At 39.5% G+C, this 24,011-nt stretch carries 21 protein-coding genes and 1 tRNA gene; 7 read left to right on the forward strand and 15 right to left on the reverse strand.

The window, feature by feature from the left end; translation table 11 throughout:
- Nucleotides 1-68 precede the first annotated feature (68 nt).
- The gene (locus GPM24_RS13040; protein WP_158827176.1) at nucleotides 69-1,181 is read left to right on the forward strand and encodes an acyltransferase family protein; all 1,113 of its coding nucleotides are present in this window, start codon (nucleotides 69-71) and stop codon (nucleotides 1,179-1,181) included.
- A gap of 4 nt (nucleotides 1,182-1,185) precedes the next feature.
- Here GPM24_RS13040 and GPM24_RS13045 read toward each other — a convergent pair whose 3' ends face one another.
- Nucleotides 1,186-2,529, reverse strand: a complete 1,344-nt coding sequence (locus tag GPM24_RS13045) for a lipopolysaccharide biosynthesis protein (protein WP_158827177.1) — start codon at nucleotides 2,527-2,529, stop codon at nucleotides 1,186-1,188.
- Nucleotides 2,530-2,609: 80 nt separating this feature from the next.
- Here GPM24_RS13045 and GPM24_RS13050 point away from each other — a divergent pair, with 80 nt between their 5' ends.
- The gene (locus GPM24_RS13050) at nucleotides 2,610-3,416 is read left to right on the forward strand and encodes a glycosyltransferase (RefSeq protein ID WP_158827178.1); all 807 of its coding nucleotides are present in this window, start codon (nucleotides 2,610-2,612) and stop codon (nucleotides 3,414-3,416) included.
- Between the two features lie 8 nt (nucleotides 3,417-3,424).
- Nucleotides 3,425-4,186, forward strand: a complete 762-nt coding sequence (locus GPM24_RS13055; protein ID WP_158827179.1) for a glycosyltransferase — start codon at nucleotides 3,425-3,427, stop codon at nucleotides 4,184-4,186.
- Between the two features lie 89 nt (nucleotides 4,187-4,275).
- On the opposite strand, the gene GPM24_RS13060 is transcribed toward GPM24_RS13055, so the two are convergent.
- The 3 genes from GPM24_RS13060 to GPM24_RS13070 form a co-directional block, all read right to left on the reverse strand.
- Nucleotides 4,276-5,499, reverse strand: coding sequence for a sugar transferase (locus tag GPM24_RS13060; RefSeq protein ID WP_158827180.1), 1,224 nt, complete (start codon nucleotides 5,497-5,499; stop codon nucleotides 4,276-4,278).
- 9 nt (nucleotides 5,500-5,508) lie between these two features.
- On the reverse strand, nucleotides 5,509-5,955 hold the full coding sequence (locus tag GPM24_RS13065) for a response regulator transcription factor (protein ID WP_199269740.1): 447 nt from the start codon (nucleotides 5,953-5,955) through the stop codon (nucleotides 5,509-5,511).
- Between the two features lie 73 nt (nucleotides 5,956-6,028).
- Nucleotides 6,029-6,832 (reverse strand): glycosyltransferase family 2 protein, encoded by an 804-nt coding sequence (locus tag GPM24_RS13070; protein ID WP_158827181.1) that lies wholly within the window; start codon nucleotides 6,830-6,832, stop codon nucleotides 6,029-6,031.
- 254 nt (nucleotides 6,833-7,086) lie between these two features.
- Between GPM24_RS13070 and surE the strand changes: the two genes are divergently transcribed.
- Complete coding sequence (gene surE / locus GPM24_RS13075) at nucleotides 7,087-7,857, forward strand: 5'/3'-nucleotidase SurE (RefSeq protein ID WP_158827182.1); 771 nt, start codon at nucleotides 7,087-7,089, stop codon at nucleotides 7,855-7,857.
- A gap of 35 nt (nucleotides 7,858-7,892) precedes the next feature.
- Here the strand turns inward: surE and GPM24_RS13080 are convergent, their stop codons facing one another.
- Nucleotides 7,893-8,543, reverse strand: coding sequence for a PAS domain-containing protein (locus tag GPM24_RS13080; protein ID WP_158827183.1), 651 nt, complete (start codon nucleotides 8,541-8,543; stop codon nucleotides 7,893-7,895).
- Nucleotides 8,544-8,855: 312 nt separating this feature from the next.
- Between GPM24_RS13080 and GPM24_RS13085 the strand changes: the two genes are divergently transcribed.
- Nucleotides 8,856-9,119 (forward strand): hypothetical protein, encoded by a 264-nt coding sequence (locus tag GPM24_RS13085; protein ID WP_158827184.1) that lies wholly within the window; start codon nucleotides 8,856-8,858, stop codon nucleotides 9,117-9,119.
- A 3-nt stretch (nucleotides 9,120-9,122) separates the two neighbouring features.
- Nucleotides 9,123-10,235 (forward strand): lipid-A-disaccharide synthase, encoded by a 1,113-nt coding sequence (gene lpxB, locus GPM24_RS13090; protein WP_158827185.1) that lies wholly within the window; start codon nucleotides 9,123-9,125, stop codon nucleotides 10,233-10,235.
- 78 nt (nucleotides 10,236-10,313) lie between these two features.
- Here the strand turns inward: lpxB and GPM24_RS13095 are convergent, their stop codons facing one another.
- The 4 genes from GPM24_RS13095 to GPM24_RS13110 form a co-directional block, all read right to left on the reverse strand.
- Nucleotides 10,314-10,469, reverse strand: coding sequence for a hypothetical protein (locus tag GPM24_RS13095; RefSeq protein WP_158827186.1), 156 nt, complete (start codon nucleotides 10,467-10,469; stop codon nucleotides 10,314-10,316).
- A 47-nt stretch (nucleotides 10,470-10,516) separates the two neighbouring features.
- Complete coding sequence (locus GPM24_RS13100) at nucleotides 10,517-10,687, reverse strand: hypothetical protein (RefSeq protein ID WP_158827187.1); 171 nt, start codon at nucleotides 10,685-10,687, stop codon at nucleotides 10,517-10,519.
- A gap of 27 nt (nucleotides 10,688-10,714) precedes the next feature.
- Nucleotides 10,715-10,900: a hypothetical protein gene (locus tag GPM24_RS13105; RefSeq protein ID WP_158827188.1), complete on the reverse strand. Its 186-nt coding sequence runs from the start codon at nucleotides 10,898-10,900 to the stop codon at nucleotides 10,715-10,717.
- Nucleotides 10,901-11,107: 207 nt separating this feature from the next.
- Entirely contained in the window at nucleotides 11,108-12,304 is a 1,197-nt protein-coding gene (locus GPM24_RS13110) for an MFS transporter (RefSeq protein WP_199269741.1), read from the reverse strand.
- A gap of 443 nt (nucleotides 12,305-12,747) precedes the next feature.
- Between GPM24_RS13110 and GPM24_RS13115 the strand changes: the two genes are divergently transcribed.
- Nucleotides 12,748-12,821 (forward strand) — tRNA-Ala (locus tag GPM24_RS13115).
- A 559-nt stretch (nucleotides 12,822-13,380) separates the two neighbouring features.
- Here the strand turns inward: GPM24_RS13115 and GPM24_RS13120 are convergent.
- The 6 genes from GPM24_RS13120 to GPM24_RS22425 all read right to left on the reverse strand — a co-directional run bounded on the left by GPM24_RS13120 (nucleotide 13,381) and on the right by GPM24_RS22425 (nucleotide 23,972).
- Entirely contained in the window at nucleotides 13,381-15,744 is a 2,364-nt protein-coding gene (locus tag GPM24_RS13120; RefSeq protein WP_158827189.1) for a TlpA family protein disulfide reductase, read from the reverse strand.
- A 222-nt stretch (nucleotides 15,745-15,966) separates the two neighbouring features.
- Complete coding sequence (locus tag GPM24_RS13125; protein ID WP_158827190.1) at nucleotides 15,967-16,920, reverse strand: hypothetical protein; 954 nt, start codon at nucleotides 16,918-16,920, stop codon at nucleotides 15,967-15,969.
- 109 nt (nucleotides 16,921-17,029) lie between these two features.
- On the reverse strand, nucleotides 17,030-18,835 hold the full coding sequence (locus tag GPM24_RS13130; RefSeq protein ID WP_158827191.1) for a RagB/SusD family nutrient uptake outer membrane protein: 1,806 nt from the start codon (nucleotides 18,833-18,835) through the stop codon (nucleotides 17,030-17,032).
- A 24-nt stretch (nucleotides 18,836-18,859) separates the two neighbouring features.
- Nucleotides 18,860-22,027 (reverse strand): SusC/RagA family TonB-linked outer membrane protein, encoded by a 3,168-nt coding sequence (locus GPM24_RS13135; RefSeq protein WP_233268825.1) that lies wholly within the window; start codon nucleotides 22,025-22,027, stop codon nucleotides 18,860-18,862.
- Between the two features lie 51 nt (nucleotides 22,028-22,078).
- On the reverse strand, nucleotides 22,079-22,534 hold the full coding sequence (locus GPM24_RS13140) for a discoidin domain-containing protein (RefSeq protein ID WP_233268826.1): 456 nt from the start codon (nucleotides 22,532-22,534) through the stop codon (nucleotides 22,079-22,081).
- 1,171 nt (nucleotides 22,535-23,705) lie between these two features.
- On the reverse strand, nucleotides 23,706-23,972 hold the full coding sequence (locus tag GPM24_RS22425; protein WP_500784476.1) for a DUF8464 domain-containing protein: 267 nt from the start codon (nucleotides 23,970-23,972) through the stop codon (nucleotides 23,706-23,708).
- Nucleotides 23,973-24,011: the final 39 nt, after the last annotated feature.

Consider the following 24,011-nt stretch of genomic DNA (forward strand, 5'->3'; position numbering starts at 1 on the left):
AGCCATCTGCCATTCGTATGAGATTGTTGTATGTTATTAAACGCTCATCGCAAATAAAATATCGCATAATGAAAGAAAGGTTTGAGGTTTTGGATGTATTCAGAGGCATCTTTGCAAGCTTGATTATATTGTTTCACTTAAGCGCTTTTTCTGCCACTCCCCTCATCAACAATCAATTTATACGGAATGCCGATTTGTTTGTTGACTTCTTTTTTCTTTTGAGTGGTTTTGTTATTGCTTACAGCTACCAGTTTATCACGACCAGTGCCGATCTAGGAAAATTTTATAAAAAGCGCTTTTACCGCTTGTATCCCTTGCATTTTGTTGTGTTTATTTGTTTTGTTGCCATTGAATTTTTGAAAAGTTATGCGGCGCAATACGCACATGTAAACAAACTGACCAATGAGAGCAATAACATCTATACAGCCTTAACCAACCTGTTTTTAGTTAACTCCATAAAATTTCCGGGCATACATGATGTAAGCTGGAACATTGCCAGCTGGTCTATCAGTGCCGAGATGATTGCTTATTTTGTTTTTGGCGTCACCGTGATGTTCATTAACCGAAGCGGTTTAAAGCAGGTTAAATCATTTGTATATGGTGCGGTTGTGATGGCAGCAATTACGGCACTATATATTTTTACCGGCGGGTTAAAATTGGTTTACAATTTCGATTTTGGTTTTTTACGCGGCATCACCGGCTTTTTTACTGGCGTGCTTTGCTATAACACTTATGCAAAAACAAAGCAGGTTGTAAGTCGGCAAAGTAGTGCTGTATTTCACATAGCCGAAACGCTGTTTATAGCCATTATCATCATTAGTGTGTGGTATGGTGATCAACTTAAACCTTATGGCCTATTGTACGAAATACTGTTTTTTATAACCATCCTTATTTTTGCTTTTGAGCGTGGCTGGATTTCACACCTACTTAAACGACCGGCCATATTACATCAAACCGGCAAATATTCTTACTCCATTTACATGACACATACGATGATGCTGAGCTTATTTAACATCGTATTTTTCCGGGTGTTAAAGTTTCCACCATCAGCTTATGCTTACTTGTTTGTCCCTAATTTTCTGCTTATATACTGGGTATCCAGCTGGACGTTTAAAAATATTGAAATGCGTTTTAACCAAGTGCCCCAGCATAACGGTAAAAAAACGTGGTGGCTTTGGTGAGCGCTTAGCCTTGCAGCTTGCGCTTACCCAGCGCTTGTTGTATTAAAGCAATTGTTTCCTGATAGCCTACTTTAAATATGCTCAGGAAAGAGAAGCTGCTATATTGGTTCAACGCCCAGAAACCAATAAGGGCTCCTGTAGCTACCGGCATGATGGTGGCAAAAGCTATACCATATACACTGTGCGTTAAATGATACCCCAAAAAGTCGGACCCAACGTTAACAGCCAGCATCACCAGTACTTTGTAAAAGTTAATTTTTGGTTTGTGGATCACATCCAGCGTTAAGGCAAAGAAACGATCGGATGGGTATAATATAGAGAAAGTTAGGAACAAACGGAACACGTTAGCTGCCTCGGTACCGGCATACTTGCCACCGCCGATGATGTAAATAGGCAAATCGGCCAGCGCACAACCAATTAATGCAGCGGGGATCAGCATTACCGATAGCATACCGGTATATTTTTTCATGATGCGGATTACCTCAACACGGCTGTTTTGGTTGTAGGCCGCTGCCAGCTCGGGCATGCCGGTTAGCGCAAAACTGCGCAGTGGGATTTCTACCAACTGCATTAACGTTTGCCCTAAGTTATATATGGCCAAAGCTGCTTTACCCAACGTTTGGTTGATGATAATGTTATCGGATATTCCGAACATGTTGGCACTTAATGCTGTGCCTACACTGTACTTACCAAAGTTGAACAGGTCTTTAATACTCTGTGTGGTACGATGCTTAAGTGTGGTAATACGCGACCAGCTTTTAGCCAACGCAAATATGCTGGTAATTAAATTGGATGTTAAGTAAGCAAACAACACATTCAAAATGCTCATGTGGCCAAACACAATCAGCAGTACAATAAATACAATAAAACTACCTTGATTGCTTAGCCTGATGTACAGCAAACGGTCAAACTGCTGCTCACCTTGTATTACGCAGGTAGCCAAAAACCACGGCAATGAAAAGGCATAGTACAACCCAGAGTATTTAAAGAACATCATCCAGCCTTCATCTTTAATATCATTGCTAAATGGTAGTGCTACCACACTGATAGATACCAGTAAGGCCGTAATACATAGCCCCAGAAACCATGCTGAACCAGCCACCTCAGCCGTACGCTCTTTGCTGGCACCGGCATAGAATTTAATAAACGCGGTAGTTAAAAAGCCCGATCTGACAGTATCTACTACTAGTAAGGTTGATTGGAAAAACACCCAGGTACCGGCCTCAGATAAACTTAAAGAACGGTAAATCAGTGTCATAGTAACCAGCCCCAATCCGGACATAATCACGTTTCCCGCCAGCGATAAAAAATACTTGTTCCGAATGAGATTGATAACTTTTGTCAGCATGTTTTCGTAAAATTACAAAGCGCAAGAATAAGCAATATTACCTGGTTCAAAAGGTAATAATTGGCATATTAGCCCAAATTATGGATGTAAACGAAAATACTTTTAAAGAAGTTACCCTATTAATTACACATTATAACCGCAGCCGTTCGCTCGAGCGTTTATTGAAGTCGTTTAAAGATTTGGGCTTTGAATTTGGCGGCATCGTGGTATCAGATGACTGCAGTAAGCCCGAGCACTTAGACTATATCAAGGCACTGCATAATCAGTATGATTTTAAATTGCTAACACCTCCTAAAAATGGTGGTTTGGGCAACAACATCAATAAAGGACAAGACGCCGTTACTACACCATATACTTTATACGTACAAGAAGATTTTGACCCGAAACCCGGTTTTGGCGAGCATTTAAAAGATGCGCTGGGCTTTATGGATACGGATAAAGGGTTAGACATTGTTCGCTTTTATGCCTATTTTAAATACCCATACACAAAACCCTACGGCAAAGGCTTTTCGGAAATGGTATTTCACTTAAATCCGCTTTATACCAACCACATTAAATTTTATGTATACAGCGATCATCCGCATTTGCGCCGCAGTACGTTTTTACAAAAATTTGGCCGCTATGCCGAAAACATTAATATGGACCAGATAGAGTATAACATGGCGCTGTCGTTCATCAAACATAAAGGACGGGGTTTGTTTTATGATAAATTCACCGAACTGTTCGATCAGAAAAATTCATCAAACGAACCCAGCACAGCCGTGCATCGCGCTAACTGGCGGGCACAAAAAAATCCGCTGGTGCTGGCATTACGTGCTGTATATGTAAAAGTAAAGCTGCTGAAATGCACAATGGATGTAGCCATGGGTAAAACTAAAAACGGATAAGTTATTTCATGAATAGTCAATTCAACACCGTTACCTTACTGGTTACCCATTATAACCGCAGCCAATCATTAGCCCGTTTATTACAAGCTTTTCAAAACCAGCAAATCAGTTTTGGCGAAATTGTGGTATCTGATGATGGCAGCAAGCCCGAGCATATTGCCGCTTTGCAAAGTTTGCAGCAGCAATACAACTTTAAACTGGTTACTACTCCGGTAAACAAGGGCTTAGGTAACAATATTAACAAAGGGCAGGATGCCGTTTCGATGCCCTATACCCTGTATGTGCAGGAAGATTTTGACCCAAAACCTGGCTATGCAAAACATTTACAGGATGCCCTATCTATCATGGATGAAAGGGCCGAAATAGATATGATTCGCTTTTACGCCTATTTTAAATATCCTTACTTAAAGCCATATCGCAACGGCTTTTCGGAGATGATATTTAAAATCTGGTATCCAGGCTATCGCAAATTCCATTGCTATAGCGACCATCCGCATTTGCGCCGTACTACATTCTTTCAAAAATTTGGCCGCTATGCCGAGGGTTTGAAAGGCGACCGCACCGAATTTTTAATGGCTATATCATTCTTAAAAAATAAAGGTAAAGCTATGTTTTATGAAGACTATAAAGGCTTGTTTGACCAGGTGAATTCAGAAGATGAACCTAGTACCATGACCCGCAGCGACATGCGCCAAAGTAACAACCCGCTGATAGCCTTTGCCCGCGCTATTTACCGCAACGTAAAACACACTTGGGAGGTACTATTTTAGGCCAACATCCATTAACGAAATTATATAACCCAAAAAAGCCTCAGTAATTGACTTACTGAGGCTTTTTTTTATAAATGCACTTTTTTAGCTTAAACGTTTTCTTTTTGCAGCAACGCAGGGATGGTTTTCAAAATCAATTTAACGTCGTTAGTTAAGCTGTGATTTTGTGCATAAACGTTGTCCAGCATTAAGCGCTCTTCTTCGCTCATGTCGCCCTTACCGCGTTTTTCTACCTGCCATAAACCGGTAATGCCGGCCGGAGCGTGAAAGCGCAGCGCATATTTATCGGTAGTCAGCTTTTCGGCCTCATACAACGGCAACGGGCGATTGCCTACAATGCTCATGTCGCCAATAAATACGTTCCATAGCTGAGGCAACTCGTCAATACTGGTATTACGAATGAAGTTGCCTATTTTGGTAATACGCGGATCGTTTTTAATTTTAAAGAAGGCCGAACCTGAGCTGGACTTCTTATTATCCATATACTCTTTTTCGCACCAGTGCACCTTATCAGCATAAATAGGGAACTGGCATTTGCCGGCCGACATACATTCCGCACATAAATGCGATGTGTTTTCTACTACCTGCTTTTCGACTTTATCTTTTTCTTTGTCTTTAGCAGCGTCTACATCATACTGGTTCAGGTGTTTCAGGTCTTTCAGGCGCTGATCGGCATTTACATACATCGAGCGGAACTTATAAAACTTAAATACCTGGTAACCGGTACCCACCCTAAGTGAATAATAAAAAGCCGGACCTTTCGATTCCAGCTTAATCATGATGTAAATAATTAAAAAGAATGGCGACAACATTAAAAGCGCTAGGCCCGAGAAAAACATATCGAACAATCTTTTCCCGATAGGAATTTTATAAGATGCCGGTCCTTTTTGCTGCTGCTGCTGATTATCTTTAAGGGTATGCCAATATTCAACCAAAAAATTCACGCGCGTTTCAATATTTACTTCCTTAACCGGAAACTTAAATACATCGGCTACACCGGCGTTTAAAGCCAGGCGGCGCAGGTTGCTGTTAAAATGGTTAACAATTAAAAAGAAAGGCACGTCGCCCATACCATTCTTTTTTAATGTTTCAAGCAGTGTTATACCCGATGAGGCCAGTACTTCGTCCTGAGAAATAACAGCAACAATGTTTAATTTTTCTGCTTGCCAGGCCGAAAACATCTGGATGCCATTTTTAAAATGCATCAGTTGCCTGTCTTTAAAATTACAGTTGTTAATGGATAATGTCAAATTATCATCCAGGTTGATTAACGCAATAATCTCCCGTTGTGGAGTAAAGTTTTCAGCACTCATCTATCAATATTACTTACCAATTCTTCTTAAAATAGCCCTCACACGCGCTTCCAGTTCGGCCGGGTTAAACGGCTTAACTATAAAATCGTCGGCGCCGGTGTTCAGGCATCTTACTCTTACTTCAGAGCTGTCTTCGCCCGACACGATGATCACAGGGATTGATTTAAAAAAGTCGCTGCTTTGCAGTTGGGTAATAAAATCCAAACCGCTCAGTTTAGGCGTATTTAAATCTGATATCACCAAATCGGGGATGTTACCATTTTGCAAAAATGCCAGGGCATCTAAAGCTGTAGGGCAAATTTCAATTTCATATGCTTTGCTTAAAAATTTCTTAAGTATAAGCTGCATATAGTTATCATCCTCAATAACCAATATCTTGGTTTGGGCGGTATCTGAAAATCCCATGTTGTTTTCTGTGTTTCTAGTTGTAGTGTTGTTAAAAAGGTTGTTGATCATAGGGTATGTTATCTTTCGATGTATACTGCTTATTACGTAACCTCGCTCACAAAAGTTCTCAAATGTATTAATATTACGACATGAATACCCTCTTAAAGCGTTTGATAACCGCTTTTTTAAGGCCGCCGTCTATTTGCAGGCGACGGTCGGTTGTCCACACAATTGCCTTGGGGTTAGTAACCTGGTGTATTTTACCAAAACCTTTATTGCTTAGCTTTAACGCCAGGTAACCATCTTCATTAGTACCGGGCGGATGGTTAAAGCCATCTACCTGTAAACCTTGCTCGCGCCGGAAGCCGGAATTAAACCCATATACGTTTACCGCTTCGGTTTTAAATAAGGTATTATAATAACGGGTAAAGTCTGACAGGTACTCGTAAAAAAAGTAGGTAACCCTGCCGGTGCTTCCAACCGGTATAAAGGAAAAGCGCCCATAAGTGATAGCCGCGTTTGCTTTATCATCGGCTAGCGGTTTAACCATTTCCTCAATCCAGTCTTTAGGGTAAATGGTATCAGCGTCGGCATTTAATATATATTTACCCCTGGCCTGTGCCAGGCCGGCATTACGGGCCGGGGTAATACCTTGCGTGGTTTCCAATATGCAGTTTACGCCGCATGCTTTTACCAAAGCTTCGGTATTATCTTTTGAGTTATTGTTTACTACAATAATTTCTACCGACCATTTGGTTATATTATTGCATAACGATGCCAGCGTAGGTACAATAGTAGTTTCTTCGTTATAAGCCGGCATCACAATGGATACTTCCGGACTACCTTTATAGAGCTGCTGGTAAGCCTGTTTAACAGTTGCAGGCTGAGGGCTGCTTTGCTCGTTAATATAATTACGAATATACGCGGGTATTGTGATGGGCCTCATAAAGCTAGCAAAATATAGATTTTCATATAAACATTCCCAGTTTTTCCTAAACGATAACAGCTTTCATGATTATTTAATAAACTGATGACATTAATTTATCAAAACGCAGCATCCTACCGGTTCCCTTTGTACGAGACTTAGCGCAAAAAATTTGCATTTATTTTCATTTATTTTTCTGACACGATATGTGGTTACCATTACACTCGCACATCAACTACTCAGCCTTGATAAAATATGGCTAATTTAGCCGCACTATGAAAAAGGATAAACCCACCATATTAGTTGTAAATGACGATGGCATTACCGCGCCCGGCATTAAAGCTTTACTTGAAGCTATCCAAGAGCTAGGCCGTGTTGTAGTGGTAGCGCCTGATAGTCCGCAATCGGGCATGGGCCATGCCATTACCATTGGTAAACCCCTGCGGCTCGATCAGGTTGAAATTTATGAAGGCGTAGAAATGTACCGCTGCTCGGGCACACCGGTTGATTGCGTAAAACTGGCAGTAAACTGCGTTTTTGAAGGAAAAAAGCCTGATTTATGCGTATCGGGCATTAACCATGGATTAAATCATTCCATCAACGTTTTATACTCGGGCACCATGTCGGCTGCGGTTGAAGGCGCTATCGAGGGTATACCGTCGGTAGGGTTTTCGCTAGATGATTATACTTTACAGGCCGATTTTGCACCTACTTTACCTTACGTAAAACAAATTGCCCAAATGTTGTTGCAAAACGGCCTTCCTGCAGGCACTTTGCTCAATGTAAATTTCCCGAATACTAAAACTTTAAAAGGCATTAAAGTATGCCGGCAGGCACAGGGGAAATGGGCCGAAGAGTTTGACAAACGAATGGACCCGCACAAGCGCCCTTATTACTGGCTAACCGGCGAGTTTGAATTAAACGACCAGGGCGAAGATACGGATGTGTGGGCACTGGATCATGATTATGTATCAGTGGTACCAGTACAATTTGACATGACCGCACACCATGCCATACCGCTCCTAAACAGTTGGAAGTTTGAATAAAAGAATTGGATTTTGGATGGTAGCTAATCAAGCTACTATCCTGCCTGTTCATAATCGTCCAGCATTTCATGGCTGTCTTTTATCAGAAAGCCGTTAAATTCTGTGTCTAAATCTTTACAGCTTTTTTTAAGCATTTGCACAATGGCCTGAGCAGATTCGTTCAGTTCGCTCTGTTCTAAAATATCAATTAGACCTACGATGTTGGCTAGCGGCCTGCGAATAACATGCGACTGTTTAAAAGCCACATCCCTTAACGTTGAGGTTAAAAAGCGGATATGCTCTTGCCGTGATGTAAAATCGGTTATATCGTACCCTATTCCTATCACACCCTCAATACCATTATCAGTTACATTGGCTTTAAAATCCCAGTGGGTGATAATGTAGCCACCCTGCCCGTCTAACTTGCGTAGCGTTACTTCAAAGCACTGGTTAGGATTTTGAATACATTTTTGGGCGGTTTCGTAGCTTACCTGATGATCGTCGGGGTGTAATGCAGCACCGGCAAAGCGCGTACGGTTATCCTGATAAAAATCTGCATATTTTTCGGCAAAATAAGAGTTGATGTAGGCATAGTTACCATAATTGTCTACCAATACCAGATAATAGTTATTAGAATTGTGCAGCAAAGCAACAATATGGTCAAAAGAGTTGTGAGTAGTCAGCATAAGCGGATTAGGACCAGGCATATTCTAAGTATGATCAAATTAAATAAAATTAGAACAGCCTAACTTGCTAAACGGCTAAGTATAAATAGTGAAAACGGAAGTAAAAAGCAGACCTTGTTCTTATGTCAGTTCAAATTTCATCAAAAATACTATATATAAGAAGCATTGTTGCATAAAGCTTTAAATTATTGACTATTTGCTAATATTTAAACCTATAGTATTAACTAATTGCCTTACATAATATAGCAGCTACCAGCAAAAACTTTAAGTACTGGATAATAATGTACATGTGCCATTACGTTAGAATGCAGCACTGTTGTACCTTTACAAATTATGCTCAATAAAAATCACTGGCTTACCGGCTTTGTTATTGCTTTAATTTTACCTACAGCCAGCTATATTGTATTTTATTTATTATACCCGAATCGGTTTTGGTTGGGTAAGCCTGCTGTTCCGTACCTCATTGCCATGGGCGTAAACCTGGTGTTCATGAAGATATCGGTAAAAAAAGATGCTTACCAAACCGCTATTGGTCTGGTGATAGCTACTTTTGCCTTTCTGCTTTTTATGGTATTTGTTTTAAAAATTAAGCTGTAGTTCATGAAATACTATCTGGTAGCCGGCGAGGCCTCGGGCGATTTACATGGCGCCAATTTGATGAAGGCTCTTAAAGCTAAAGACCCACAGGCCGAGTTTCGCTTTTTTGGTGGCGACCTGATGGTGGCAGAAGGTGGCACGCTGGTGAAACATTACAGCACCATGGCCTACATGGGTTTTGTTGAAGTAGCCGCCAACCTGCGCACCATTTTGGCCAACATGAAGTTTTGTAAGCAAGACATCAATGCCTGGCAGCCAGATGCTTTAATACTTATTGATTTTCCAGGCTTTAATTTAAAAATTGCAGAGTATGCCAAAGCTCAGGGTTTGCTGGTGTGCTTTTACATATCGCCAAAAGTATGGGCCTGGAATCAAAAAAGGGTTTTGAAAATTAAGCGCGTGGTTGATCACCTGTTTTGTATTCTGCCCTTTGAAGTTGATTTTTATAAAAAATGGGATATGAAGGTAGATTATGTAGGCAACCCACTGCTGGATGCCGTATCGGCTTTTGAACCCAACCCTGATTTCTTGCAAAAACATCAACTGACCCGTAAAAAACTGGTAGCCTTGCTACCCGGAAGCCGTAAGCAAGAAATTAGCCGGTTACTGCCCGAAATGGAAAAAGTAGCATCCCGCTTTCCGGAATATCAGTTCGTAATAGCTGGCGCACCATCTTTTGATGCGGGTTACTACCAACAATATTTAGCCGGGTCAGATATCCCTGTTGTATTTCAAGCTACTTATGACTTGTTACATCATGCACAGGCCGCTATTGTAGCATCCGGTACAGCTGTTTTAGAAACGGCGTTGTTTGACGTACCACAAGTAGCTGTATATAAAGCCAACTGGCTAATGGTTGCTGCCGGACGGATGTTTTTAAAGATAAAATACATTACGCTGGTGAACTTAATTATGAACCAGCCAGTTGTTAAGGAATTGATTCAGGAAGATTGTAATTCAGACACCATCAGCGAAGAGCTGGACATGCTGTTACATAACATTAACTACCGCCAGCAAATGCTTGATAGGTATAATGATCTGGATACATTGATGGGAAAAGCAGGTGCCTCGGCACAAACGGCCGATCTGATTATTAAATACGCTACCAAAAAATAAAGCCCTGCGTGCAGGGCTTTATCGTTTTACATAGGTGATGTTTAAGAATTTATATAGGTAGATATAGATGCGATATTGTTATGCTGCCGATAAAGTAGCTGTTACCTGCAACGGCTTGCCTACAAATTGATTTTTAGTTTTATAAGCTTTTAAATCTTCAGCTAGTAATTCCATCAATTGTTTATCGAACTGGTTTACCAATTTGCTGGTTGCTGGTTTGTTAAAGTTTTTCATAGGTAGATGATCGGTAAAATATAGGTAGATGATGTAGATGCTTTATGTTATGCGGCCGAAAGACCGTTGTTTGTTGTATTAATGCTTTGTTTAATGCTTTCCAGTAACTGATTTTTAGCAGATCTTACTGTTTTGAGGTCGTCCATCAACAATTGTTTCAATTCATTATCAAAACGGTTTACCAGTTTGCTGATTGATGGTTTGCGGTAAGTTTTCATAGCCTTCAGATGTTAGGTTAAAAGTTTTTACTCTGTTTTTGTTGGTTTGTCAATATGATCTGTTTCAGTAAGGTTCTCCTTGCGAAGTTCAGCCTCTTTTTTTTGCCGCTCCAGTTGTTCCTGATCGCGGATGTCTGAAGCATTTTCCGGCTCTGCTGGGTTTTCCCACTCCTTTTCGCCTTCGTCTGTTACTGTCTTTTTAACAACTACCATATCAGTTATTTTGATAAGACTTATTCCAATCTAATGCCAAAGTTTCAACAAGCGGTCAAAAAACCACTGTACCGTTTCAATATTTTGTTTAAAACCTTGTATTCCATTGCAATAAACTTTTTTTTATCATCAAAATATTTTTTTGGCGACGAGCAAAACCAGCTATCTAAATACTGTACAGCACATACAACACTGTATCAAAACACATCAAATGCTGTTCTTTTTCTGGGAATTTAGCCAATGTATAATAAGTGCAAGTACAGACAAGCCTACGCCTATAGCACATACGCCACTCCATCCATAACTACCCCATACCTTAGCTGCTAAAAAAGTTCCTAACGAGCCGCCTATAAAATAAGTAACCATATAAACGGTATTGATACGATTGCGAGCCGCCGGATTTAAAGAAAAGATAATAGCCTGATTAGATATATGTGTTGCCTGCACCCCCATATCCAGCAGTATAACGCCAACCACTAATCCAATTAAACTGCTTGCTGAAAACCAAAATACAATAAATGATACCAGTACCAGAATAAGCGTATAGGTAATTAACTTATTGGTGTCCGTTCGGTCGCTTAACCGCCCTACCATTGATGCCGCCAGCGCACCAAAAGCACCCACTAAACCAAATGCACCGGCTACGGCGCTACCTTCATTAAACGGCGGTGCCTGCAATAAAAACACCAGCGTTGTCCAAAAGGCGCTAAAGCCGGCAAAGCACAATGCACCACGTATGGCCGAAATTCGCAATTCAGGTTCTTGCCGGGCAATTTCCAGTAATGATTTCATGAGGCTGCCGTAACTCCCTTTATAATCGGGTTCAACTTCGGGCACAAAAAAAGTTACCAAAGCAGCCATGATCACCATTAGCCCAGCGGCTATATAAAACATACTGCGCCAGCCCAAGTGCTCGCCAATAAACCCACTAATGGTACGTGATAATAAAATACCGATTAGCAGTCCACTCATCACAAATCCGATCTTTTTCCCCCGTTCTTCCGGCTTAGCCAAATGCGCCGCCATAGGTACCAGTATTTGTGGGATAACAGATGCAATGCCTACTAAAAAACTAGCTACACCCAGCACTACTATATTTGGAGCACTTCCAGCCAGCAGTAAAGCTGCTATTACAAAAGCAAAATCAATAAGCATTAATCGCTTTCGCTTAAACATATCAGCTAATGGAATGATAAACAACAAACCTGTAGCATAACCCACTTGGGTGTACATGGCTATTTGCCCGGCCTGCCCATTACTGATATGAAAAGTGTGTGCGATATCACCCAATAAAGGCTGATTATAATAGATATTTGCTACCACTAGTCCGGTAGCTATTGTCATTACCCATAATATAACAGGTGTAAGCTGCAAATGGTGTATTTTTGCCTGAGTTGTTGCCATAGAATTGATAAAGTCGCAAAAATGGTAAAGGTTTAACCAAATTGCATCATTATTATGTTATCTATTTAATAATGAAACCGGTTTCATTATTTGCAAGCTAGCTTAATATTAAATTAACATTTAACAACAAAACGACATATTTTGTTAAATTTTATCAATAACTATAAAGCATAAATAGCTAATTCACATTTTTTTTGAAAAAAAATTATGAATTAAAAAACAATAGTGTTACTTTTACACCGTATTCAAAAAATACACACAAAAAAGTCTTCTCATAATTTAGGTTTATAATTGGTTAGTAAAAGCTTCCTGCCCATCAGGAAGCTTTACTTTTTTTACAACTATTCATTTAATATTTATTCCGGTTATTTTAAACTAATTAAGAAATGCATTTAAATATTTGGCAGTATTCAACTTTTTATTACTTTTGCCAACCACAACGCGGGGGTTTAGCTCAGCTGGCTAGAGCGCTTGCATGGCATGCAAGAGGTCATCGGTTCGAATCCGTTATCCTCCACATAATGAATCAGGCTTTTAGATTAACTTCTAGAGGCCTTCTTTTTTTGGGTACAACATAAGCAAAACCCTTTTGGTTGGTATAGTTAAGTTTTCTTGTACAAAAGGCGCATAAAAACCGATTTGGCTTAGTTTTTATGCGCAAAAATGCGGTTGACCTAATAATGCTAAAAATCTTTCCTTTATTAATTACTTTGGGCTTGAGATTACATATCCAAAGCCTTTTATATGATCAATAATTTTTATTGTCTTTTTTTCAACGTACATCATCTTATTGGCAGCCCGAATTAAAAATAGCCTAAGTGTTGATTTTTAATACATAATTAATGCATTTAGAATTTAAGAACAGACTATTCTAATTATCTAAAACCGCTATAATACGTTGATCAACCAATAATTTAAAATTCGTCTATCTCAAACGGGTTGCATTTGTTTCATGTGTCAATTACCGTTTAGTAAATATTATAAATTCAGTGAGCATCTGGCCAATATCTATTATTAAATCTGAAAATTTTGTTCACATAACTCATTTTCTAAAAAGGCTGGCAAATCCTGCGGCTTTAAAGTGTACTAAATTTTTTAATAATCGCCCGCCAATCATCTCCATATTTTAACAACAGCATTTTACCATTGGGCGATACAATAACTTTTGACGGATAGTAGGGAATGCCATATTGCTGCTCAACAAGCTGGTTTGATATCACTGCTGGCAAACTGTATTTATTTGTTGCCAAAAAAGCTTTTACATTATCTTCTTTGTCACGGCAGGCTATACTTAAAAATGCAATACCTTTATGCTTGCCTTTATCTATTTCGTCATTAAACGTATTTAAATCAGGCATTTCTTTGCGACAAGGTGGGCACCATGTACCCCAAAAATCTATAACCAGCCATGTGTTTTTAAAATCGTTTAACGAATGCTCTATGCCATCCACTCCTTTCAAGGTAAAGTTGGGCGCTGTTTTCCATGTAGAAACTATATTGTTGGTAAAAAACTGCTTAAAATCTTTTTCGGGGTAATTAGTTTGATAAAGTTTTTGCATATCGTCCAGGCTTGCGGGTTCTGCTGTAACGTGTTCGGCAAAAACCTTTAATGCTTGTTCATCATCGCCGCTGTTGAACAAGCTTTTTATAAACTCATCGCGGTAGCTTTCTTTTGACTCTAAAAAGTACCGGTCGTAAAAGCTGGTATAAGCTTTTTCTTTTTCAGCCTTTGGCGAATACTGCGCTGCCTTCGACAAATATTGCAGCGCTTTAACCGAGTCAGCACCTTTGGCTGCTGTATACTTCAAATACCAGGCGTAGGCCAGTATATTTTGATCAGCATAGTGGTTTCTGTTCAACGTATCGGCAACAAACCCTTCCAGGCGGGATATGGTTTTTTGCAATAAAACATCAGCATCTGGTTTTTGGTTGGCGTTTAACAGCATTTTATAAACTAAAAGTGCGTAACGTCCGCCATTGCCTCGCTGCAGGTATAAGTCGTTCATTTGCATGAGCTGTTTGCTGCTTTTAACTAAATATATTCCATCTTGCTTGTGCTTTTTCGCATCTACCCATAAATATAAAGCATCAATATATTGTCGCATCAACAGGTCTTTATCTGTGTGAAACATATTGAGCAAAGTTGCTGCGTTACTACGCTCCAACCTAAATTTTGTCATGAGCCGATTAACACTATCAGGTGTGATACCTTTTGCTTTTACGTATTTTTTGAAGTCTTCATCTTCTAAATGTTCTTTTTCTGAAAAAGGAAGAAATTTTTGTGCGAAGTTTTCTTGCAACCAGCTTTTAAAATAACCTGGATCTAGCTTAAACATGTATCTACCTATCTCGTAAGCTGAATCAACCGAAACAGGCATCATCTCATCCATCTTATTATATAAATGAGATGATTGGCCTTTCAGGTATTTTGTAGGTGTTTGCCTCAACAGCTTACCATACTCCTGATACTTTTCGGCGCTCATGAAAACCTGTTGTGCTAAACTTAGTTTGTTAACCAAATAAGTACTATCATTTTTATAAACAGCATCGTGTGCTTTTAGATAAGTAAATAGTTTTGCAGAATCAATGCTCGGCCCGATTTTGAAAGCTTCGCTAAAACCAGGACTGGTTGTAAGAGCCATATTTAACCAAGCCGTATCAATAAAATATTTACCTAATGCATGGCTTAGTTTTAGATTATAGCTATATGATACACTTTGTGCAGTAGGTGCGTTGTTTGGTTGAGTTTGTATATATCCTTGCTCTATTAAGCCGGTTGTTTCGTTATACACCCGCAGCCAAGTGTTTTCAGGCTTGTCACCAATTGGTTTTTCGGCACTGTTAATATACAATAATGCGCCTTTAACAGCGGTAACTTTATGATAAAGGCTATCGCCGCCTTTCCAGGTATAGCCATATTGCAGCTTTTGGGCTGGTAATACAAAGAGCATATTGCTGATATCTATTTTAGGCATAGTGAGCGACATTTGCCTGAGCAAATTTTGTATGCCGGCACTAATTCCCCATTTTACAACAGCGGCATCAATTGCTTCATTTACACCATCAATATTTAAAATTTCATTTTTAGGGCTAAGCGTTATTTTTAAGGGCACTTGTAACAGCGTAAGTTGCATATATACTTCCGGAGAATTAAACTTGGCTTTACGAATGCTATCGGTATTATACCAATTAGCTGTACCGTCGTTGTATTGGTTAATGATCCGAAACCTCACCAGTTTACATTCCAGCAATGTATTGTCACCTTCTTTGCCCAGTGCTTTAAATTGATATGTAACTTTATAATCAGACTTGCCATTAGAATTTATGACCTTCAGCTGTGCTTCATATTCAAACTGGGTGTTTTTTGGAAGATTAATGGGCTGGGCATAAAGTACTGAAAGTAGGCCCAGGTGTAATAATAGCGCAAACAGTTTTTTCATGTGAATTAGGTTTAGGTGGTGTATTTACCTGCTTGTTAATATACAATCAAATTGCAAATAATTAGGTGTTCAATATCACTATTTAAAATAAAAAAGGCATCCGCTTCAAACAGATGCCTTGTAATTAATCATTAACTCAAATAAAGAACAGAATGAAGATTTTTAATTTAAGCAACCCATATTATGTTGCTTTAGATACTCAATATTTATTGTGTATTTTTTCTAGTAGGTAATACCCGGAAAATCAGTGCGGGCTTTGTTTAACTGTGCAACCCAATCGTTGCCTTGTTCGTCTTTATCACCAAAAGCGGTTAAAGCGAGTTGTTTTAAATCGGCATGTGCAGCACCGCTCCAAAAGTGAATAAACTCTCCAAAGTTCAGGTCTCTTGCATATTCAGGATAAGTAGTTACACCGTTGTTGTAAGTACGCTTAGGAAAATACTTAGCTAATAACGTAAAGAATCCGTTTAACGCAGCCGTTTTACCATGATCGTTGTAAATTGGATAGAACCAGTCGCGGTACCAGTGTGTATTAGCACGCGGAAAGTTATCTGTAGTAGATAATTTCATATTGTGCCAGCGTACGGCATCATCACTACGACCCAATCCCAGGTAAACATCGTATTGATAAATTTCCATCCACTTACTGTCATGCCATATACTGAAAGCTGGTGAATTGTGTACCCCTTTAGATGCGCCTTCCACAATATGCCCAATTTCGTGCGTAGATAAATCGATATCGTTACCTGTACCAGATACCCAGGCGTTCATGTCGCTGGCTCCACAATCAGTTACGTTGTGATAATCATGACTGGCATCCATATAGGTGGATGGGTGGCCACCGCTGTATTTACCAGCATGGTAAATTATATACAAACGCGAATCTTTGCCAAAAGCACCATAAGTTTTTTTAGTATAGTTCCAAGCCTGAGCCATATAGGTTTTGGGCCAGGTAATATCAGCACGAACGTCTGAATCATAATATACCACTACGCTGGTATCGTAAAAAACCCGTTTAAGGCTTTGTACGTGCTCAAACCAATGTTCTTTCCAGGTAGCCACTGGCGCATCGTACTCAACCTTGGCTGTGTTTTTTTGAGTTGTTGCTTCAGTAGTTTTTTTACTACAGCTTGCCATCAAAAGCAGCAACCCGGTAAAAAGCACCAAATTCTTCATGTTAATGAGGTTTAGATTAATAATTGAGTTTGTGCTTATCTGCTTTTTAAAGCAAATGTGCAATTAATAGATACAGCAGCCTGATATCGGGCTGCTGTATCTGACTAAATTACCAGCCTGGATTTTGTACCAGGTTATTGTTTTTCAGTACTTCATCATTAGGTATAGGAAACAAGTAATCACGTTTTTTGAATTGACGTGTTTCCAGTAAGGTTTTATTATAAAAGCTGTTATCACTTTTACTCATGTCCATCCCATAAAAAGGACCGTTATCCGTAGTTTCCGCGATTTTCCAACGGCGGGTATCAAAATAACGCACGTTTTCAAAAGCCAACTCTACACGGCGCTCTTTACGAATAGCCTCGCGCATAGCCTCTTTAGTACCTGGTACAGGTAATGATGCAGATCCATACTGCGGTACGCCAGCGCGTTCACGAATAATATTCAGATATTTCAAAATATCTGCGTTTCCGGGTTGCGACTCATTAAGCGCCTCAGCATAATCCAGGTAAATATTAGCTAAACGCAACAGTAAAATTCCTCTTCCACCACCGCCACCGGCAACGTTTTTACGTACTGAATAACCTGTAGGTGAAACGTCTGATGTACTTTGTGAACGGCCCGAGTTACCGTTAAAGAAAAAGTTAGTAATAATATTACTGTTATTAACCTGGTTTAACCAGTAACTGTTATTATAGGTAATACCTACATAAAAACGAGGTTCACGGTTTACCCACTGGTTGTAAGTGCTTCGTGTTGTAACATCAAACGGAGCTTTGAAATCAGAGAAACCTGAACTTACATAACCAGATGCCGGATCGTCAATTGACCGGCCATTAGCTGTGAAGTAAGCATCTACCATGGTTTGGGTAGCACCGTTAGAACCCGCACCCTGATAGGCTTGGTCTGAGCTTGGTGCGCCCACATGTCTTGGCGTACGATCGTACTGCAGATAGTTGTTGCTGTTAGACCGGGCAAATATCCACTCTTTATTCCAGGTATCCGTCATTACATAACGGCAAGCCTGGTAAGCCGCTATAAATGGATCGGCATTATTTACTCTGTATAAATCATAAGTGCCGGGTGCAAATTGGTCAATAAATTCTTTAGCGGCCGTAGCTGCAGCTGTCCATTTAGCAGGGTCATTGTTTTGACTTACTAAAGCTGTGCCATCGCTATTTTTTAAAGAAGCTAAATCACTGTTACCATTGAATAATGGACTAGCTTTTAACAACAAGGCTTCGGCTTTGTAAGCTTTGCATACGCCTTTGGTAAGCCTTCCCAAATCACGGGTGTCCGTTGTAGTTTGAAGATCCTGAGCTGCAGCGTCAAGTTCGCTCACCACAAAGTCAATTCCCTGATCAAATGGTGTACGTGCAAGCCTTAAATCGGCTACCGGAGCATTAATATCTAAAACATCATCTCCAATAAGAGGTACCGGACCATAAATTTTTAATAAAAACAAATAGTATAAAGCTCTCAAACCTCTTGCTTCTGCTTTGGCTACAGCCTTGTTAGCTTGCGATATTTCGGGAGTGGCGCCATCAATATGCTTCATAAAATAAGTAGCATTACGTATAGCCTTATAATATTCCCGCCAGTAATTAGCCACCTCACCATCGTTTTTTGTCCAGGTTCCGGCGTTCATGTTATTGCTGTAATTGAAATCCCAAGTATATTTTGCCTCATCTGATGATGCTGTCCAAGGCCCAGAGTTTTCGTTGCCAGTAAATCGCTGATTAAATTCATTGGGTAATGAACGATATACGTTTGCCAAAAAAGCTTCTGTATTTACTCTTGAGGTAAAAATCTTTTCTTCCGTCAATACATCATCCGGAATTTGGTTCAAATACTTCTTACATGAACCTAATGTTAATAACGCTAGTCCTAAGTATATATATGTAATCTTTTTCATCTTTTTCTATTTGCTTATACACCATTAAAAGTTTGCTTGCAAGCCAAGGGTAACGGTTCTTACGTTAGGGTAAGCGGTACCATTGCTTGTGTTAAGTTCCGGATCCCAAAGTTTAAATGAACTCCAATAAACAAGGTTAAGCCCCTGCATATATATACGTGCATTTTTAAGACCTATACTTTTTAAAGTTCCTTTTGGCAAGTTATAACCTAAGTCAGCAGTTTTAAGGCGAATAAAATCAATATCTTTTACCCACCATGTAGAGGCAACCGCGTTGTTCTTATTTGCTGTGTTACCGTAAGCTAAACGTGGATAAAAAGCATTCGGGTCAGGGTTTTCAGGCGTCCACCTGTTTTCAGCAATTGCAAAAAGGTTACTACGCTCGGCACCGGTACTGTTATTAAATGGCAATATGCCATCGCCAGTAAGCAGCCTATCAGCACCACCAACACCCTGAAAGAATACGCCAAAATAGAATCGTTTATACTGCAAATTGAAACCATAACCAAAAATGGTGGTAGGTACATCGCCATTGCCGATGCGAGTTCTGTCATTAGCGTCAATTTTACCATCTCCATTCAAGTCTTTGTAACGAATATCGCCCGGACGTAATGGGTTGGTAATGCTTGGACCAAGCGCCGATTGATCAGCTGCGCTATTGATCTCATCCTGACTTTGGAACAAACCTGTAGCTATATAACCAAACCTAGCCAAGTAATTTGTACCTCTGGTTTCCATATAGGCATATGGTTGAGTTGGCTGATCGTTTTCGATAACCTTATCACGGTTATAAGTAAAGGTTCCGCGCATATCTAAGGTAAACGCTCCTATTTTAACTGGGTTAAGCTGTAGGGTTGCATCAATACCTTTGTTGGTGATAATACCTAAGTTGCCTGATGGATTGTTGGCAAGACCTACTAAATCTGGTAAAGATTCACGAGCTAGGAATACGCCGGTTCTTCTTTCATGAAATAAATCGACTGTTAAAGATAAATGAGATTTTAGGGTGTATAATTCTATACCTAAATCCCTTTTGTGAGATCTAGCCCATTGAATATCAGTGCCATAGCTAGATATATAAGTGCCTGGATAATAATTATTCGTTGTTCCGTTACCAAAGCTGTAAGAATTATCTCCGTCACCCGACGTAACTAAAGTCAAAAACCCGAAGCGTCTGCCGCCGCCGCCGCCGTCACCTACTACACCGTCAGAATATCTGATTTTGAAATAATCAAAAACATTTTTTACCGGTTCAAAGAACTTTTCGTTAGATACAATCCAGCCCACACCAAACGATGGGAAGAAGCCAAACTTTTTATTAGGTGCAAAGTTTTCAGAACCATTGTAACCAAAGTTTCCTTCAGCGAAATAAGTGTCTTTATAAGAATAGGTTGCACGGCCAACCAAACCCTGGCTTCGGTAAGGCAAAGAACCTGTAACATCTCCAGCATACTGGGTAACACGCTCACGCTGGTTAAAAAGCGCTAAGGCTGTAATGTGATGATCTGTAGCAAAGCTTCTGTCATAGTTAAAAGAAGCTTCCGTATAGTACTGCCGTTCGCCACCATTGTATCTCCTGTATCTCAAATCATCGTATCCGTCTTGTTTAATAACGTTCAGGTTAATTGTACCGTCTTCATTATAAGGATTAGCACGATTGATAGCATACAAGTTACGATTGCGATATCTGCTTATACCATGTGAGTTATTGATATCAAACGAATAAAGCGCATTAAATGATAATCCCGGCGTTAAAAATTTAAGATCTTGTGTAAGCCTGGCGTTTGTATAAATCTGATTATTAAACAAATTGGTATATCCACGCTGGGTAGCTAAATCCCAAGGATTTGGCTGCGCACCTTGGCTGCTTACCCCAGGTACATAATTGCCTGGATACATTTTTGGATATAATACCGGGTTGGTTTGCATTACTGCTGTAAAAATATCACCAACGCTACCGTATGGATTATCCAAATTAACAGCCGGATAATTGGTGTTGGATATATTTCCCTGAGCACCTAATTCAAATTTTGTAGTACTGGTCCAGTTCATAGAAACGTTAGAAGTAAAGTTGTAACGTTTAAACTTAGTGTCAGCATCATAGCTTTGCAGCGCATCTGTTTTTAACAAGCTTGCCTCATCATAATAGGCACCAGATACATAATAAGTAGCATTTTCACTGCCACCCCGCGCACTGAAATTAAAACGTCTGTTTGTAGCTGTGCTACCGAACAATTCATCCATCCAGTTTACGTTAGGATACAAGTAAGGATCGTCATTGCGGATAGTGGAGTTGATATAGTTGTTGCTATATTCTTTGCTTTGCCCGCTGGCTAAACGAGCTTCGTTTCTAAGCATCATATACGTTACGCCATCGGTTAGCTCAGGACGCTTAGTAAAAGAAGTAATACCCTGATTGTAATTAAACATCAAAGTAGGTTTACCAGAGTTACCTTTTTTAGTATTGATGATAATTACGCCGTTGGCACCAGCAATACCATAAACGGCAGTAGCAGCAGCATCTTTTAATACAGTGAATGATGATAAATCCTCAGGGTCCAAATTGTCCAGTTGACGACCTTGCACACCATCAACCACAATAAGCGGAGAAGCGCTATTCTGTGAATTGAAGGTTGATATACCACGAATCCATAAATCGGCACCGTTTTGCCCTGGTAAGCCTGAACGTTGTACACCTACCACACCGGCAATACGACCGGCAAGTGCAGCGCTTAGATTAGCAACAGGTACTTTTAAATCCTCCAGTTTAACAGTGGATTGTGCACCAACTAAGCTGCTCTTTTTTTGCTGACCGAAACCAACTACCGCTACCTCATTTAAGCTGTTAGTGGCAGCTTGCAGGATAATATTTAAGTTAATAACATCTTTTACAGCTGTAGCATATCGGCGGTAACCTACAAAAGTTACAGCGATAGAGTCGCCACGGCTGGCCAGTATATTAAATTTACCATCCGTATTTGTAACCGTAGCTTTTTTGGTATTTAAATTGACAACGTTTACACCTGGCAAAGTAAGATTAAGTTCATCTTTTACAGTACCTGTAATTTGTATTTGCTGGCTTGTTTGTGCTTGTGCATGAATAGCCAATAGCATACATATTGCTGATATGAACAGCATTTTGCCATTTTCTATACGCCTAAACACAATTTGCTTAAGTAAATTTAGGGACATAGTTTCTTTTTGATTTGTGGGTTGAAAAATCTATTCGATTGATTATATAATTTATTGCTTGGGCATAGCAGTTACCCTCCATTCAGCCATCTGAAATAAGGAGCTTCCATTGTTAGCTGTTATACTAAGTCTGTAGTATGTGTAAGCTGTTTCGTTGGTGATCGCGTAATTTTTAGTCAACCCGCGAGATGCGAAGATTTCGTCAGTCTTAGTATCCACAGTAGTCCAGGTAGTTCCATCATTTGAACCTGCGAGTGTCCAATTTTTTGGATCCCGGGTATTGGCATCATTTCCTGATGTAAGTGCATAACTAATGACACGTTTCGCATCGCGAAATTGTAGCTGCATGTATAGCGCCGGATTGTAAGGGTTTATTAGGAATTTTGTTCCTAGATCATTGTCTGTTACCCGTATGGATCCTTCACCTGCATTTGGGCCTCCTGAATTTTCATAATTTACCGATAGGGTGCCGGTACTGGTTACATCTTCCGGATCGGGTGGCAGCAAATCATATGTTCGCTGTTTGTCCTTCTTACACCCTGAACAAAAAATTAAAGCAACGCAAAGCATTGCTATTACTTGCTTGGTTCGTTTTAAAGTGTTCATAAATTGTTTGTTAGTTGTTATTTATAAGTCATAGTATATTAATCAGCTGTTTGCTTTTCATCTCCTCTTAAAAAAGTTTGCCCAATAGTATTCCAGTCCGCTTTGGCAGATCTTTTTTTTGCTTTTACATTAAAACTGGTAGAGCGATTTGCTGGTCACAGCAGAATGTTGTCGATAACCGACAAAAAAGCTTCGTTATTTAAAGGGAAATTTTGTTGTTCGACTAGTTATTAAATAACTCTCTTATGTAAGTTTTTTATCATATCTGTTTAAGGTTGGGTTCAAGTAAAAATTAATTAGTTATTATAATTTAGCTTTTAAAAACAGAGGGTAAAACGTTTTATCATTAATATATCATGATAGCGTTTTTTGTTACTCTGTAAATTTAAAAATATTATTGTTATGATAAAACGTTTTACTCAATTTTTTTTCTTAAATCAGTAAATATTGTTCTATCTATAATGGATAAGCGTAAATACTTGGAAGATTTGTTCTTATATGAGAAAATATGTTACCATTTAGTATCATCGTATCTATGCAATCATCTGTTTGCAGAATTATTTCATATAAAATATAATATTTTCAAAAATAATGCTTTCGAAATACAAATTTCACACAGAGCTTCTCAAAAAAGCTATTAAAATCACAACCAAACTACACACAGGCGGATTAATTTCATCTTAATTCGGTATTTGTAAACGAAAACAGTTTCATTAATGTAAACTTCATCAGCTTACTGTAAAAGGTAGTAGTCGAAAATTTAAATTATATAATTTAATTAAACTAGCTTTTATTAAGAAACGAAGTGCATCATAACAATTAGTCGTTTTAATTTTATGCCTCCAGGCATGATCAAACTTGTTAAGACTTTCATATCGCCAAGTTATTCTAATGTTAGCAGTCGGGGGCCAATACCCCTACTTTAATATTATTGTCTTTTTTGCTTCGGACTTTAGGTCCCCCCTGTATTTTTAATGGGGTTATGTCCTTGTGGTTGAGGTGCTGATTCTACGGCATCCTCCTCACTTTGTTGGTGTAGTCATTGCTATTTTTCCTTTTGCTCCCGTTGGTCTCAAAAGGAAAATTTGCCGCGGTGCGAAGCCCTCCGCACGGATGTTTTGGTGGAACTAAAACACGACTTGGAGCCGTTATCCAGAAAGGTCATATCCTTGGGCGAGGATGAACCTTTGAACCAACTGTTGCGCAGCTCGTACCCGCCAGAGAGGTTCGCAAAGCCTACCGCTTCATAAGTGTTGTGGTTTATGGTAAAACTCACTTCCTTAAAATAAGATGTAGCCATTGCGGCACTGATGCCACGTTGTGCCAGATAGTGTATCAGTTCCGTATTCCCAGTTCATTTACGGATTCGACAGCCTGT

Origin of the sequence: Mucilaginibacter lacusdianchii (assembly GCF_009770985.1) — a bacterium.
Lineage (GTDB): Bacteria > Bacteroidota > Bacteroidia > Sphingobacteriales > Sphingobacteriaceae > Mucilaginibacter > Mucilaginibacter lacusdianchii.